The organism is Brevundimonas sp. GW460-12-10-14-LB2 (assembly GCF_001636925.1).
Classification (GTDB): domain Bacteria; phylum Pseudomonadota; class Alphaproteobacteria; order Caulobacterales; family Caulobacteraceae; genus Brevundimonas; species Brevundimonas vesicularis.
Map to the genome: position 1 here is coordinate 1,228,697 of NZ_CP015511.1, position 14,269 is coordinate 1,242,965.

Annotated in this window: 15 protein-coding genes; 8 read left to right on the plus strand and 7 right to left on the minus strand. The window is 65.6% G+C overall.

The window, feature by feature from the left end; translation table 11 throughout:
• Window positions 1–3 precede the first annotated feature (3 nt).
• From glyA to A4249_RS06055, 4 genes are all read right to left on the minus strand, one after another.
• The gene (gene glyA / locus A4249_RS06040) at window positions 4–1,287 is read right to left on the minus strand and encodes a serine hydroxymethyltransferase (protein WP_039245111.1); all 1,284 of its coding nucleotides are present in this window, start codon (window positions 1,285–1,287) and stop codon (window positions 4–6) included.
• Between the two features lie 69 nt (window positions 1,288–1,356).
• On the minus strand, window positions 1,357–1,542 hold the full coding sequence (locus A4249_RS17155) for a DUF6898 family protein (protein WP_066551576.1): 186 nt from the start codon (window positions 1,540–1,542) through the stop codon (window positions 1,357–1,359).
• Window positions 1,539–2,765, minus strand: a complete 1,227-nt coding sequence (hemA, locus tag A4249_RS06050) for a 5-aminolevulinate synthase (RefSeq protein ID WP_066551577.1) — start codon at window positions 2,763–2,765, stop codon at window positions 1,539–1,541. Before hemA ends, A4249_RS17155 begins: the two co-directional genes overlap by 4 nt.
• A 131-nt stretch (window positions 2,766–2,896) precedes the next feature.
• Complete coding sequence (locus tag A4249_RS06055; RefSeq protein WP_066551578.1) at window positions 2,897–3,733, minus strand: class I SAM-dependent methyltransferase; 837 nt, start codon at window positions 3,731–3,733, stop codon at window positions 2,897–2,899.
• Window positions 3,734–3,845: 112 nt separating this feature from the next.
• On the opposite strand from A4249_RS06055, the gene hemB reads away from it, so the two are divergent.
• The gene (gene hemB / locus A4249_RS06060) at window positions 3,846–4,844 is read left to right on the plus strand and encodes a porphobilinogen synthase (protein ID WP_066551579.1); all 999 of its coding nucleotides are present in this window, start codon (window positions 3,846–3,848) and stop codon (window positions 4,842–4,844) included.
• Window positions 4,844–5,335 carry a GNAT family N-acetyltransferase gene (locus tag A4249_RS06065; RefSeq protein ID WP_066551580.1) on the plus strand — a complete coding sequence of 164 codons (492 nt, stop codon included), beginning with the start codon at window positions 4,844–4,846 and terminating at the stop codon, window positions 5,333–5,335. Before hemB ends, A4249_RS06065 begins: the two co-directional genes overlap by 1 nt.
• Window positions 5,336–5,338: 3 nt before the next feature.
• Here A4249_RS06065 and A4249_RS06070 read toward each other — a convergent pair whose 3' ends face one another.
• On the minus strand, window positions 5,339–6,199 hold the full coding sequence (locus A4249_RS06070; RefSeq protein WP_066551581.1) for an NAD(P)-dependent oxidoreductase: 861 nt from the start codon (window positions 6,197–6,199) through the stop codon (window positions 5,339–5,341).
• A gap of 116 nt (window positions 6,200–6,315) precedes the next feature.
• Between A4249_RS06070 and A4249_RS06075 the strand changes: the two genes are divergently transcribed.
• The 5 genes from A4249_RS06075 to A4249_RS06095 all read left to right on the plus strand — a co-directional run bounded on the left by A4249_RS06075 (window position 6,316) and on the right by A4249_RS06095 (window position 10,886).
• Window positions 6,316–7,206: a flagellar motor protein MotB gene (locus A4249_RS06075; protein ID WP_055753623.1), complete on the plus strand. Its 891-nt coding sequence runs from the start codon at window positions 6,316–6,318 to the stop codon at window positions 7,204–7,206.
• A 114-nt stretch (window positions 7,207–7,320) separates the two neighbouring features.
• Entirely contained in the window at window positions 7,321–8,058 is a 738-nt protein-coding gene (locus A4249_RS06080; protein WP_066551582.1) for an arginyltransferase, read from the plus strand.
• A 75-nt stretch (window positions 8,059–8,133) separates the two neighbouring features.
• Complete coding sequence (yaaA, locus tag A4249_RS06085; protein WP_066551583.1) at window positions 8,134–8,904, plus strand: peroxide stress protein YaaA; 771 nt, start codon at window positions 8,134–8,136, stop codon at window positions 8,902–8,904.
• A gap of 53 nt (window positions 8,905–8,957) precedes the next feature.
• Window positions 8,958–9,800, plus strand: a complete 843-nt coding sequence (locus A4249_RS06090; protein WP_066551584.1) for a 3-hydroxybutyrate dehydrogenase — start codon at window positions 8,958–8,960, stop codon at window positions 9,798–9,800.
• A gap of 18 nt (window positions 9,801–9,818) precedes the next feature.
• Window positions 9,819–10,886: a patatin-like phospholipase family protein gene (locus A4249_RS06095; protein WP_082854083.1), complete on the plus strand. Its 1,068-nt coding sequence runs from the start codon at window positions 9,819–9,821 to the stop codon at window positions 10,884–10,886.
• Here the strand turns inward: A4249_RS06095 and A4249_RS06100 are convergent.
• Both A4249_RS06100 and A4249_RS06105 read right to left on the minus strand, forming a co-directional pair.
• On the minus strand, window positions 10,883–11,800 hold the full coding sequence (locus A4249_RS06100; protein ID WP_066551585.1) for an L-threonylcarbamoyladenylate synthase: 918 nt from the start codon (window positions 11,798–11,800) through the stop codon (window positions 10,883–10,885). The two genes, A4249_RS06095 and A4249_RS06100, sit on opposite strands and share 4 nt — an antisense overlap.
• Complete coding sequence (locus A4249_RS06105; RefSeq protein WP_066551586.1) at window positions 11,797–12,348, minus strand: cytochrome b; 552 nt, start codon at window positions 12,346–12,348, stop codon at window positions 11,797–11,799. Before A4249_RS06105 ends, A4249_RS06100 begins: the two co-directional genes overlap by 4 nt.
• 134 nt (window positions 12,349–12,482) lie before the next feature.
• Between A4249_RS06105 and A4249_RS06110 the strand changes: the two genes are divergently transcribed.
• Window positions 12,483–14,267, plus strand: a complete 1,785-nt coding sequence (locus tag A4249_RS06110; protein ID WP_066551587.1) for an acyl-CoA dehydrogenase — start codon at window positions 12,483–12,485, stop codon at window positions 14,265–14,267.
• The last annotated feature ends 2 nt before the right edge of the window (window positions 14,268–14,269 follow it).

Consider the following 14,269-nt stretch of genomic DNA (forward strand, 5'->3'; position numbering starts at 1 on the left):
CGCTTATCCGTAGATCGGGAAGCGGTGCGTCAACTCTCGCACCTGGGCCGCGACGCCCGCGACCACGGCCGGATCAGCTTCGTCGCCGCCATTCATCGACGAGACGACGTCGGCGATCCAGTGGCCGATCTGCTTGAACTCTTCCTCGCCGAAGCCGCGCGTGGTGCCGGCCGGGGTGCCCAGGCGGACGCCCGAGGTGACGGTGAACGGGGCGGTGTCGAACGGCACGCCGTTCTTGTTGCAGGTCATCAGCGCCTTTTCGAGCTCATGCTCGGTCGCCTTGCCGGTCACGCCCTTGGGCCGCAGGTCGACCAGGGCCAGGTGGCTGTCGGTGCCGCCCGAGACGATGGCCAGGCCGCGCTCGATCAAGACGCCGGAAAGAGCCTGGGCGTTTTTGACGACCTGTTGGGCATAGCCCTTGAACTCGGGCTTCAGCGCCTCGCCGAAGGCCACGGCCTTGGCGGCGATGACGTGTTCCAGCGGGCCGCCTTGCAAGCCGGGGAAGACGGCGGAGTTGATCTTCTTGCCCAGATCGACGTCGTTCGAGAGGATCATGCCGCCGCGCGGACCGCGCAAGGTCTTGTGCGTCGTCGTGGTGACGACGTGGGCGTGCGGGACCGGGTCCGGATAGGCGCCGCCGGCGATCAGGCCAGCATAGTGGGCCATATCCACCATCAGATAGGCGCCGACGCTGTCGGCGATCTCGCGGAAGCGCTTGAAGTCGATGTGGCGGCTGTAGGCCGAGGCGCCCGCCAGGATCAGCTTGGGCTTCTCACGCTCGGCCATTTCGGCGACGTGGTCGTAGTCGATCAGATGGGTGTCTTCGCGCACCTTGTAGGTCACAGGGCGGAACCACTTGCCCGACTGGTTCGCGGGTGAACCGTGCGTCAGGTGTCCGCCGCAGGCCAGATCCATGCCCAGGAAGGTGTCGCCAGGCTGCAGCAGGGTGAAGAAGACCGCCTGGTTCGCCTGGGCGCCCGAGTGCGGCTGGACGTTGGCGAAGGCGGCGCCGAACAGTTGCTTGGCCCGCTCGCGCGCCAGATCCTCGGTCACGTCGACGAACTCGCAGCCGCCGTAATAGCGACGACCGGGATAGCCTTCCGCGTATTTGTTGGTCAGGACAGAACCCTGCGCGTCCAGCACCGCCTGAGAGACGATATTCTCTGAAGCGATCAGCTCGATCTGCTCGCGTTGACGGCCCAGCTCGCCCTGAATGCCCTTGAAGACATCCGGGTCGGCGTCAGCGAGCGTCTTGGTGAAATAGGCGTCGTGGGTGAAGGCCGTCACTCTGGAATCCCCGGAAATCAGAAGCTGGCCTATCTATCCCCAGCCGCGCGCGACCACAACATCTTGTGGTCAGCCTTTGCCCAGAGCCCGCCTCAACTTGGCGATCGCCACCCTTTCGACGGACTTGGGTTCGTTGACTGGACCCATCGCGCTGACCTCCCGGCCCGTCGCGACATGGACGGCCGAGCATTTGAGGTAGGGGCCGTTTCGGGTGAATTCGACGATGACCTCTCCGAGGTCGTCGCCCGTCGTCATGCGGCGACGGGTCGGCGCGCCACGTTACAGTGGGCGAACAGCTTGTCCATCGCCTGGACCAGATGATCCATCATGGCGTCGGTGTGGTTCGGCGACGGCGTGAAGCGTAGGCGCTCGGTCCCCTTGGGCACGGTCGGATAGTTGATCGGCTGAACATAGACGCCGTATTCGTCCAACAGCATGTCCGAGATCATCTTGCAGTGGACCGGATCACCGACGTGCACCGGGACGATATGGCTCTCGCTTTCCATCACCGGGATGCCGGCGGCGGCGAAGCGGGCCTTGAGCGTCGCGGCGCGTTCCTGATGCTGGACGCGCAGTTCGGGGTGGGCCTTCAGGTAACGCACGGAAGCCAAGGCGCCGGCGGTCAGGGCCGGCGGGAGCGAGGTGGTGAAGATGAAGCCCGAGGCCCAACTGCGCACCGCATCGATGATCATGGCGTCGGCGGCGATATAGCCGCCCATCACGCCGATCGCCTTGCCCAGGGTGCATTCGATGATGTCGATCTGATCCAGCACGCCGTCGCGCTCGGCGACGCCCGCGCCGGTTTCGCCATACAGGCCAACCGCATGGACCTCGTCCAGATAGGTCAGGGCGCCGTATTTCTTGGCGAGCGCAATAGTGCCGGCCAGATCGGCGATGTCGCCGTCCATCGAATAGACGCTCTCAAACGCGATCAGCTTGGGCGCATCGGCCGGCGCAGACGCCAGCAGGGCCTCCAGATGCGCCAGATCGTTGTGCATGAAGACGTGACGCTCGCCGCCGCCGTGACGGATGCCGGCGATCATCGAGGCATGGTTCAGCGAATCGGAGAAGGTGATCAGGCCCGGCAGGATCTTCTGCAGGGTCGACAGCGTCGCCTCGTTGCCGACATAGCCCGAGGTGAACAGCAGCGCCGCTTCCTTCTGGTGCCAGTGGGCCAGCTCCGCTTCGAGATCGACGGCGGAGCGGGTCGTGCCGGAGATGTTGCGCGTGCCGCCCGCGCCGGCGCCCACCGCATCGATCTCGTTATGCATGGCGTCCAGCACGACGGGGTGCTGGCCCATGCCGAGATAGTCGTTGGAGCACCAGATGACGACGTCCTGTTCGGAGCCATCCTCGCGGCGACGCACAGCCTGCGGAAACTGACCGCGCACGCGCTTCAGATCGGCGAAGACGCGATAGCGTCCTTCGCTGCGAACCTGCTCCACCGAGCTATTAAAGGCGGCCTTATAGTCGAACAAACTACGCGTTCTTTCGCTTATGGCGATGTCTTTGCGTTGTTTGCTCTCCCGAAGCGGGCTTGTCCATGTCCGCCGCATGGACAAAACGCCCCAAACCCTTAATTGATAACGGTTCTCAGTATCGAGATCGATCAGCCCGGCTTGCGGAAGCGATAGACGAACTGGTCCGTCTTGCCGCGGATCTTCTCGTCGAAGACGTTCAGGCTGTGGTCGTCTGCCGGATTGGCGACGGCCTGGCTCTCGCCCTCGAAGACAAAGCCGGCCGCCTCGACCTCGCGCTTCAGATAGTCGCCTTCGATGCGGTGCAGGGTCTGGACCGCCGAGATGCCCGTGCCGGGCGCGGCTTCATGGTCGATCAGAATGTAGCGGCCGCCGGGCTTCAGCGCCGCGAACACCGCCGCGTTCATCTTGGCCACATCGGTGTTGAAACCGGGGATGTGGAAGTCGTGGTACTCTTGGCTCATGAAGATCATGTCCAGCGGCTCGGCGAAGGTCATGGAGTCCAGCAGGCCGTTGACCCGCGTCACGTTCGAATAGGCGGCGACAAGCGCATCGGCCCCGGCGTTCTCGCGCGCCATCGTCCGCTCGGGCACGAAGGCGTAGACGCGGCCGGTCGGGCCGACCACGTCGGAGAACAGACGCGTGAAATAGCCGGCGCCGGGGCGAATGTCGGCGACCTTGTCGCCCGGCTCGAGTTGGGCGAAGGCGAGAATGTCGGCCGGATGGCGCAGCGGATCACGCGCGACCTCTTCGGCCGGACGTTTGGGATCGGCGACCGCATCGGCATAGAGACTGGAATAGCCCGCCGGCTGCGCGTCGGCCGCCGGGGCGACGACGGTCCGCTCTCCGCCGTCCGAGTCGATGATGATGCAGCCGGACAGACCTGCCGCCAGAACCAGGGCCGTTGCACCCGCCGCCAATTTCCCGATCATCATCGTCTCCATCGATTTGTCGCGATAGGCTCGCATTTCGCCGATCCGCGCAAGCCGTCATCACGCACGAAACGATCCGACGCATCACGCGATTTGCGCACCGGTCGTTGCGGCGCTAGTCCGACGCTGGATTTTCCAAGGTCTCGCCATGCTTCCCTATCAGCCCGCCCCCTTCCCGCTTGCCCGTCCGCGCCGCCTGCGGTCCAGCCCGTGGGTACGGCGGCTGGTGGCGGAAACGACCCTGACGCCGGCCGATCTAATCTGGCCGCTGATCGTCCATGACGGCGCCGAGGATCGCGTCCCGGTCGCCTCCATGCCCGGCGTGTTTCGGCTTTCCTCCAAGGCAGCGGCGGCGGCGGCGGTCGAGGCGCGCGACCTCGGCATTCCGATGGTGGCCCTGTTCCCCAATGTCGACGGCGCGATCAAGGATGCGGTCGGCACCGGCGCGACCGACCCCGACGGCCTGATCCCCGACTGCATCAAGGCGATCAAGGACGCTGCGCCCGAGATCGGCGTCATGACCGACGTCGCCTTGGACTGCTACACCGACCATGGCCACGACGGGGTGATGGAGGGCGACCGCATCGCCAACGACGCCTCGCTGGACCGTCTGGCCGAACAGGCCTTCATCCACGCCCACGCCGGCGCCGATGTCGTGGCCCCGTCGGACATGATGGATGGCCGCATCCAGGCGGTGCGAGAGGCGCTGGAAGCCAACGGGTTCCAAGACACGCTGATCCTGTCCTACGCCGCCAAGTTCGCCTCGGCCTTCTACGGCCCCTATCGCGATGCCGTGGGCTCTTCGGCGATGCTGAAGGGCGACAAGAAGACCTATCAGATGGATTACGCCAACTCCGACGAGGCGCTGAAGGAGGTGGCGATGGATCTGTCAGAAGGCGCCGATGCGGTGATGGTCAAGCCGGGCATGCCGTATCTGGATATCGTCCGGCGCGTATCCGAGACCTTCCGCGTGCCGACCTTCGCCTATCAGGTGTCCGGCGAATATGCGATGATGCAGGCCTCCATCGCCAACGGCTGGCTGGATCAGGACCGTGCGATCCTTGAAACCCTGCACGGGTTCAAGCGCGCGGGGTGCGCGGGCGTGCTGACCTATTTCGCACCGCAGGCCGCACGGCTGCTGGGCTGATGGGCGTGGAGATCCGGCCGATCACGAAGGCCGACTGGCCGGGCTTGTGGCCGATCATCGAGACCGTCACTCGCGCGGGCGAGACCTATACCTATCCGTTGGACATGGACGAGGCGCAGGCGCGCGCCATGTGGACCCCGCCGCCGCCCGGCAGCACCTTGGTTGCGGTTGAGAACGGCCAGGTGCTGGGCGCCGCCAAGATCATCCCGAACCAGCAGGGAAACGGCGCCCACGTCGCCAACGGCAGCTTCATGGTCGCGCCCGTAGCGCGCGGGCGCGGCGTGGCCCGCAGTTTGGGCGAAGCCGCGCTGGCTTTTGCGCGGGATGCGGGCTTCCAGTCCATGCAGTTCAACGCCGTGGTCGAAACCAATACCGTCGCCGTGGCGCTGTGGAAGAAGCTGGGCTTCGAAATCGTCGGCACGGTTCCTGAGGCGTTCGATCACCCGACGCACGGCCCGGTCGGCCTGCACATCATGCACCGCCGGCTCTAGGCGTCAGTCGCGGGGTTGCAGTCGCGCCGCGAGGCTGGACGTGTCCCAGCGGTTTCCGCCCATGGCCTGAACCTCGGCGTAGAACTGATCGACCAGGGCAGTCAGGGACAGGCGCGCGCCGTTCGTGCGCGCCTCGTCCAGCACCAGACCCAGGTCCTTGCGCATCCAGTCTACGGCGAAGCCGAAGTCGAACTCGCCCTTGGCCGCCGTCTTCCAGCGATTGTCCATCTGCCAGCTTTGCGCGGCACCCTTGGACACGGCCTCATAGGCGGCGTCGGTGTCCAGTCCTGCGACCTGAGCGAAGTGGACGGCCTCGGCTAAGCCCTGGACGACGCCGGCGATGGCGATCTGGTTGACCATCTTGGTCAGTTGGCCCGAGCCGGCCGGTCCCATATGTTTGATCGCCTTGGAATAGGCCTTCACCACGGGCTCGACCGTCGCCAGGGCGGCGACATCCCCGCCGGCCATGACGCTGAGCTGTCCGTTCTCGGCGCCCGCCTGGCCGCCGGACACCGGCGCGTCGATGAACGACCGCCCCTGCCCGTTCGCCAGTTCAGCCATTTCGCGCGCCACCTTGGCCGAGGTCGTAGTGTGATCGACGATCACGGCGGCCTCCGACAGATGCGGCAAGGCCTCGGTCACCACGGCCCGCACGTCGTCGTCATTGCCGACGCACAGGATGAACAGGTCGACGCCCCGGGCCGCCTCAGCCACCGTCGCCGCCGCCTTGCCGTCCGTCGCCGCAGCCCAGGCCTCGGCCTTTGCGACAGTACGATTGAAGCCGGTCACGTCGTGGCCCGCCTCGACCAGATGACGGGCCATCGGGGCGCCCATGACGCCCAGGCCGGCGAATGCGATCTTCATGACAGCCTCCTTGATCCTGCCGTCGGACTAGGCCGCGCCGCGCCGGGGTTCAAGGTCAACGCCCGGTTAACCTTGGCCAGCACACAATGGGACACCATTCGTCGGGGTGCGCGTCCATGTCCGTGAGCGATCGTCCGATCCTCATCAAGAAGGTCAAGAAGGTCTCCGGCGGAGGCCACCACGGCGGTGCGTGGAAGGTGGCCTATGCGGACTTCGTGACCGCCATGATGGCCTTCTTCCTGCTGATGTGGCTGATCAACACCACCGACCCGGAACAGAAGCGCGGCATCGCCGAATATTTCGCCCCCGCCAGCGTGTCCGAGACGACGTCGGGTTCGGGCGGCATTCTGGGCGGCACATCGCTGGGCGATGATGGCGTCAAGAGCGCCGGCTCGCAGTCGGTGCTGGAAGAACTGGCGCCCGAGGCGCCCGCGACCGATCAGACGGGTTCCAGCCTGTCGTCCGCCAGCGACTCGGCTCTCCAGGCCGAGATCCAGAAGCGCGAGGCCGCCGAGTTCGCCAGCGCCGCCGAATCACTGCGCCAAGCCATGCAGTCGATGCCGGAACTGGCCGAACTGTCGAAACAGCTGATCGTGGACCAGACCCCCGAGGGGCTGCGCATTCAGCTGGTCGATCAGGAGGGCCGGTCGATGTTCGACAACAACTCTGCGCGCCCGAATGCCCGCGCCCAAGTGCTGCTGCGCGCCGTGGCCAAGGTGATCAACCAGTTGCCGAACCGCATCTCAATCACCGGACACACCAGCGCGGCACCTGGCTCCAGCCGCGCCAGCGCCCCTGCGGACTGGACCCTGTCGTCCGAGCGCGCCAACGGCTCGCGTCTGGTGCTGCAAGGTTCGGGCGTCGATCCCGACCGGGTCTATTCGGTGGCGGGCAAGGCGGGGTCAGACCCGCTCTATCCGGACGATCCGACCCTGGCCGGCAACCGCCGCATCGCCATCGTGCTGTTGCGCGAGGCGCCGGTCCTGCCGTCGGACACCTCGCTGTGACCCGGCTCGGCTGCAACGCGAACAGGCTTGCAGCCGGAACACGGATGACGCCAAAACGCGCGATGAGCGTTGTGTCGTCGCAATATTGGCAAGATCGGATGCGGACCTGAGGCCGTGACCCAGCACGTACCGACCCGACAGCTTCGCTTCTTCATGACCTCGGTCGCGCCCTGCCCCTATCTGCCGGGCAAGACGGAGCGGAAGGTCTTCGCCAACCTCCCCTTCTCGGACGGCGCGCACGTCAATGACGAACTGACGCTGGCCGGTTTTCGCCGCAGCCAGAACATCGCCTATCGCCCGGCCTGTGAGGCGTGCGACGCCTGCGTTTCGGTGCGGCTGCCGGTGCCGGAGTTCGCCTTCACCCGTTCGCAGCGCAAGGTTCTGGCCCGCAACGCCGACCTGTCGCGCGACCTCGTAGAAGCGGAGGCGACGACCGAGCAGTTCCAGCTTCTGCGCCGCTACCTGACCACGCGCCATCCGACCGGCGGCATGAGCGACATGGGCTGGCTGGATTACGTCGCCATGGTCGAGGACACGGCCGTGCGCACCCATCTGATCGAATACCGTCTGCCCTCCACCGATGGCGGACCGGGCGATCTGGTCGCCGTAACGCTGACGGACCTGCTGAAAGACGGGCTGTCGATGGTCTACAGCTTCTATGATCCGACGATGGAGCGGCGCAGCCTGGGCCGGTTCGCCATCCTGGATCACGTACGGCAGGCCGCCATCGTCGGCCTGCCGTTCGTCTATCTCGGCTATTGGGTCCAGGGCTCGGCCAAGATGGATTACAAGGCCGACTTCCGTCCGATGGAAACCCTCGGCAAGCTCGGCTGGTCACGCCGCGACGCCTGAGGCGCCCTTCGCCGCAGCCGGTTCAAATCGTCATCGAAGCATCCTATGTGGGCGGCGACATTACGGAGCCGCGTCTTGCTGATTGTTCTTTCCCCGGCCAAGCGCCTCGATTTCACCGAAGCCGATGCGGCTATTCCCGGCAGTGACCGCCGATTCGTCGAAGATACAGCCAGCCTGTCCAAGACCGCCAAGCGCCAGACCAAGGCGGATCTGCGTCGTCTGATGGGAATTTCCGACGATCTGGCGACCCTGAACGCCGCGCGCTTCAAGGCATTCGATCCAGAATCCACAGAGGGCGTTCAGGCAGCCTTCGCCTTTGCCGGCGATGTGTATGAGGGCTTGCGAGCGCGCGAAATGGACGCCGACGCCTTGGCTTTCGCCCAGAATCATTTGCGCATCCTGTCCGGCTTTTACGGCCTGCTGCGTCCATTGGACCGGATCCAGCCCTATCGGCTGGAGATGGGCACGCGGCTGAAGACGCGTCGTGGGGCCAGCCTGTACGACTTCTGGGGCGACCGGATTTCCAAACAATTGAACGAAGACGCCGAGGGCCAGTCGGATCCGACGCTGGTGAATCTGGCCAGCCAGGAATATTTCGGGGCCGTCGATGCAAAGGCTTTGAAACTGCCTGTCGTCACGCCCCAGTTTCGGGAAGAGAAGAACGGCGAGAGCCGCATCATCTCCTTCTTCGCCAAGAAGGCGCGCGGGGCCATGGCGCGGTTCGCGATCGACGAACGCGTGGAACGGGTCGCCGACCTGAAGGCTTTCGACCGCGACGGTTATGCGTTCGACAAGGCCGCCTCGACCGACGCCGAGTGGATATTCATCAGATCGGGAAATTCTTGATCCCGACATCGACCTCCCGCTAATCTCGCCAAAACAAACGAAGGGGCGGATTCATGTCGCAAGAGCCTAAGGACTCCACGGGCGCCGACAGTCGGACGGCACGCGGTATCGGCGATCTGAAAGGGCAGGTCGCGGTCATCACGGGCTCGACCTCTGGCATCGGGCTGGCTCTCGCGCGCGCCGTGGCGGCAGGCGGCGGTGAAGTCGTTTTGAACGGCCTGGGCGACCCGGCGGAGATCGAGCGCACTCGCGCCGATCTGGAGGCCTCATCCGGCGTTCGCATCCTCTATCATCCGGCGGACATGACGCGCAGCGAGGAGATCGCCGACATGATCGCCTTCGCTCAACGCGAACTGGGACGCCTGGACATTCTAGTCAACAACGCCGGCATCCAGCACGTCGAATCCATCGAGAAATTCCCCACCGATCAGTGGGAGAAGATCATCGCCATCAACCTGTCATCGGCCTTCTACGCCACGCGCGAGGCGATCCCGATCATGAAGGCGCAGGGGCGCGGCCGAATCATCAACATGGCCTCTGCGCACGGTCTGGTGGCCAGTCCGTTCAAGTCCGCCTATGTCGCGGCAAAGCACGGCGTCATCGGCTTCACCAAGACCGCAGCGCTGGAACTGGCGCGCGACAACATCACCTGCAACGCAATCTGCCCCGGCTTCGTCGAGACGCCGATCGTGACCAAACAGATCGCGGATCAGGCGCGCACGAGAAACATGACCGAGGAGCAGGTGCTGACGGACGTGATCCTGGCGGCTCAGCCGACAAAGCGGTTCGTCACGACGGAGGAACTGACCGGCATCTTCCTCTACCTGGTCAGCGACCTCGGCGCCTCGGCCAACGGGGCCAGCTTCTCCATCGACGGCGGCTGGACCGCGCAATAGCAAAGGAAGACGGCGGTCATGGCGATTTTCAAGCGCAAGACCGCCGAAGCGGCGAACATCGTTCCCGCCGCTCCCGCCAGACGGCCCATATGCCTTGCGCTTCAGGGCGGCGGCGCACACGGCGCCTTTCAATGGGGCGTGCTGGATCGTCTGTTGGAAGACGATCGGCTTGATATTCGCGCGGTGTCCGGCGTCTCAGCGGGAGCGATGAACGGCACGGCCTTGGTGTCGGGCCTCGCGTCAGGGGATGGCCGCGCCGCGTTGGACAAGCTCTGGCGAGAGGTCAACCAGTCCGGCGGTCGCAACGTCTTCGGCGACAGCGCGATCTGGAATGCAGCGCGGACGCCCGACTGGATCAAGGACAACCCATTCTGGCGCGCGGGCGAGACTCTGGCGATGTCGATGAGTCCGTATGAATTCAATCCGCTGAACCATAACCCTCTGAAACGGGTTTTGCAGGCCTCGGTCGATTTCGGCGCCGTCCAGGCCTCGGACATCCGGCTTTTCGTCGCTGCCACCGCTGTGCGCCAGGCGAAAGCGCGCATCTTCCAGACGAATGAGATCAACGCTGATGTCCTGATGGCGTCGGCGTGCCTGCCCCATCTGTTTCAAGCCTTGGAGATCGACGGCGAGCCCTATTGGGACGGCGGCTATCTGACCAATCCGCCGCTGTGGCCGTTGACCGGAGACGACACGCCGGACGACGTCCTGCTGATCACGCTCAATCCGATGGTGCGCGACGAGACGCCGAAAAGCGCAGGCGACATCGTCGATCGGCTGAACGAGATCGTCTTCAACGCGCCGCTGGTCGCAGAACTGCGCGCCATCGCCCTGGCGGGTGAACTGATCGAACACGGGCAGTTGAAAGGCGGCGGCGCCGGACCTTATCGGCACGTCCGACTGCACGCCATTGAGGCGGACGGCTGGCTTTCGGACCTGTCGCTACGATCCAAGTTCAACACCGAATGGGGTTTCCTCAACGATCTGAAGGCGCGGGGACGTGCGGCCGCTGACGATTGGTTGAACGCGTGCGTGAGCAGCGTCGGACGCCAGTCCAGCGTCGATCTTCAGGCCCGCTTCGGCTAACCGACGAAGCCTGCGGCGCGTCGCAGACGGTCGTTGATGGCTTCACCCAGTCCCGTCGTCGGGATCGGCGACACGGCGATACCCGTCGGCCGTGTGCGGTCGGCCTCGCGCAGCAGTCGGAACAGATTGGCGGCGGCTTCGCGCAGGTCGCCCGACGGGCTCAGACTCCAGCGCGGCTCACCGGCGTCAGGGCCAAAGCCGAGCAGGATCTCGCCGTCACGCGCAGCGCCGGCCTCGATCCGAACCGGAGCATCCGGCGCGTAATGCAGGGTCAGTCGCCCGGGCGAACGATGCCCCTCTACGCCCTCTTCAATGGGACCGACGACCGCCTCGATCTCGGATCGGGTGATGGCGCCTGGACGCAGCAGGGCGACCCGTCCCCCCAGCACCGACACGACCGTGCTTTCCAGACCAACCTGGCAAGGCCCGCCATCGACAGCCGCTGAGACGGCAAAGCCCGTCTCTTCGACAGCATCTGTGAAGGTCGTCGGGCTCGGTCGGCCGGAACGATTGGCCGAGGGGGCCACGACCGGGCCGCCGAACGCCGCCAACACTTCCCCCGCCACCGGATGCGCCGGAACGCGGATCGCGACGCTATCCAGTCCGGCGCGCGCCAGATCGCAGACCCTGCGCGTGTCCAGGATTGGCGTGATCAGGGTGAAGGGTCCGGGCCAAAAGGCGTCCGCCAAGGCAAGTCCGAGCGCGCCAAGCTCGCCAATCTTGGCCGCCGCATCGGCATCGACGACATGGGAAATCAGCGGATTGAACTTCGGCCGCCCTTTCGCGGCGAAGATGGCGGCGACCGCCTCGGCATTGCTCGCGTCGGCGCCCAGTCCGTAAACGGTCTCGGTCGGCAGCAGGATCAGATCGCCGTTCGCCAGTGCCAGGGCGGCTTGCAGCGGCGTTTGGCTCACGGTCGGCGCGGGATGATCGGGATCATCCGGTGCAGCACATTGTCCCGATCAATGAATTGGTGCTTCAGCGCCGCGATCACATGCAGGGCGATCAAGACATAGAGACCCTTCACCGCCAGTTCGTGCAGCCCCATCAGGCTGCGCGCCGCTTCACGCCCGCCGCCGACGGGCAGCAGAGGCCAGGAGAAGAGGCCGAACCACTCGATCGCGCGCCCGCCCGCCGATGATGCGAGCCAACCGGTCATCGGAATGACGATCAGAGCCAGGTAGAACAGGACGTGCGTCGCGCGCGCCGCCACCTTCTGCCAGCGCGGCAAAACGGATGGCAGAGGAATCGCCGGATGCGCCAGACGCCATCCGATCCGCGCAAGGGTCAGCACCAGGATCGTCAGACCCAGCGACTTGTGCAGCATGACGAACTGGCCCGAAATCGGCCCTTCCGTATTCTCATGCGCGGTGATCAGCAGCACCTGCGCCAGAACGGCGGCGGCGATGCCCCAATGCATCAGCAGGGAAACGACCGAATATCGATTGCGGGGCTCGCCCATGTCTTCCCTTCCGCGACGGCACGGCGTCACCATGCATTCAGCCACTTTGCACTGAGACGGGGCGCGTCGCCAAGACGCTTGCAGCGACAGGCCCCGACGCGGCACTTAGGCCGCAAAGACGATTGAGGAAACCCATGACCTATCGCGCGCCCGTTCGAGACCTGGCCTTCACTCTGGAATCCGTCGCCGGCATGGCCGACGTGGCCGCAACCGGCGCCTTTCCCGACTATGACGCCGACGTCGCCGGGGCGGTTCTGGAGGCGGCGGGACAGTTTTCCGAAGAGGTGCTGGCGCCGCTGAACCGGATCGGTGATCAGAAGGGATCGACCTACGCCAACGGCGCCGTCACCGCCGCGCCTGGATTCGCCGACGCCTATCGCCAGTTCGCAGCCGGCGGCTGGACCGGGCTCTCGGCCTCGACCGAAGCGGGCGGACAGGCCCTGCCCAAGGCGCTGGAACTGGCGGCCTATGAGACCGTCCATGCCGCCAACATGGCGTTCGGCCTGTGCCCCATGCTGTCGCTGGCCTCGATCGAGGCGCTGGAGCAGGTCGGAACTGAAGAGCAGAAGGCCAAATATCTGACCAAGCTGGTCAGCGGCGAATGGACCGGCGCCATGGTGCTGACCGAGCCGGGCGCCGGATCGGACCTGGGTTCGCTGATCACCACGGCGACGCCGAACGGCGACGGGACCTATGCGCTGAACGGGCAGAAGATCTACATCACCTGGGGCGACCACGACGCGACCGACAATATCGTTCATCTCGTGCTGGCTCGCCTGCCGGACGCGCCCAAGGGCCCCAAGGGCATCAGCCTGTTCCTGGCGTCGAAGTTCGCGGTGAAGGAGGACGGCACGCTCGGCGACCGCAACGCCTTCCGCCCGGTCGGCGTCGAGCACAAGCTGGGCATCCACGCCTCGCCGACCTGCGTCATGAGCTATGAAGGGGCGACCGCCGAACTGGTCGGTCAGCCGAACCAGGGCCTGGCCCATATGTTTGTGATGATGAACGCGGCGCGCCTGGCGGTCGGCGTCGAGGGCGTCGGTATCGCTGAACGCGCCTACCAGCATGCCCTCGCCTATGCCTTGGACCGTCGTCAGGGGCGCTCGGTCTGGACCGGCGAGGCCAACGCCCCGATCTTTGACCATCCCGACGTGCGCCGGATGCTCAGCGTCATGAAGGCCAAGATTTCGGCGGCGCGCGCCGTGTGCCTGTCGACCGGCGTCGCCGCCGATCTGGCCCGCCACGCCGGGACCGACGAGGAACGCCGCCATTGGAAGGGACGCGAGGACCTGTTCACCCCGATCGCCAAGGCCTGGTCCACCGATATCGGCTGCGAGGTCGCCTCGATGGGCGTTCAGATCCACGGCGGCATGGGCTTCATCGAGGAGACCGGCGCGGCGCAATACTATCGCGACGCCCGCATCGCCCCGATCTACGAAGGCACCAACGGCATCCAGGCCATGGATCTGGTGGGTCGCAAACTGTCGATGGACGGCGGCGATTCTGCCAAGGCGCTGATCGCGGACATGAAGGTGACCCTGGTCGATCTCGGAAAGCTCTACAGCGGCAAACCGGTCGAACGGTTCGCCACCGCCATCGAGGCCGTCGAGGACGCGACCCTGTGGCTGCTGGATCAGAAGGCCGATCCGAACGCCGCGGCGGATGTGCTGGCGGCGGCCGACGCCTATCTGAAACTGCTGGGCGATGTGGCCGGCGGTTGGATGCTGGCCAAGGGCGCGCTGGCGGCCAAGGCGAAGCTGGACGCCAACGACGGCGATCCGGTCTGGCTGCAGGGCAAGCTGGACCTCTACGAAGTCTATGCCGCCAATGTGCTGGGCCACGTCTCCAGCCGTCTGGCGGCCGTGGGTCAGGGCGGCGACCTGCTGCGGCGCATGACGGTGGACGCGCTGGCCGGATGATC

Bases quoted from the DNA above. Each gene is read 5' to 3' on its own strand.
- A4249_RS06110 (WP_066551587.1), top strand. From the start codon at position 12,483: ATGACCTATCGCGCGCCCGTTCGAGACCTGGCCTTCACTCTGGAATCC.
- A4249_RS06070 (WP_066551581.1), bottom strand. From the start codon at position 6,199: ATGAAGATCGCATTCGCCGGCCTGGGCGTCATGGGCGCCCCGATGGCC.
- A4249_RS06105 (WP_066551586.1), bottom strand. From the start codon at position 12,348: ATGGGCGAGCCCCGCAATCGATATTCGGTCGTTTCCCTGCTGATGCAT.
- A4249_RS06090 (WP_066551584.1), top strand. From the start codon at position 8,958: ATGTCGCAAGAGCCTAAGGACTCCACGGGCGCCGACAGTCGGACGGCA.
- A4249_RS06065 (WP_066551580.1), top strand. From the start codon at position 4,844: ATGGGCGTGGAGATCCGGCCGATCACGAAGGCCGACTGGCCGGGCTTG.
- A4249_RS06075 (WP_055753623.1), top strand. From the start codon at position 6,316: ATGTCCGTGAGCGATCGTCCGATCCTCATCAAGAAGGTCAAGAAGGTC.
- A4249_RS17155 (WP_066551576.1), bottom strand. From the start codon at position 1,542: ATGACGACGGGCGACGACCTCGGAGAGGTCATCGTCGAATTCACCCGA.
- A4249_RS06095 (WP_082854083.1), top strand. From the start codon at position 9,819: ATGGCGATTTTCAAGCGCAAGACCGCCGAAGCGGCGAACATCGTTCCC.
- hemB (WP_066551579.1), top strand. From the start codon at position 3,846: ATGCTTCCCTATCAGCCCGCCCCCTTCCCGCTTGCCCGTCCGCGCCGC.
- A4249_RS06055 (WP_066551578.1), bottom strand. From the start codon at position 3,733: ATGCGAGCCTATCGCGACAAATCGATGGAGACGATGATGATCGGGAAA.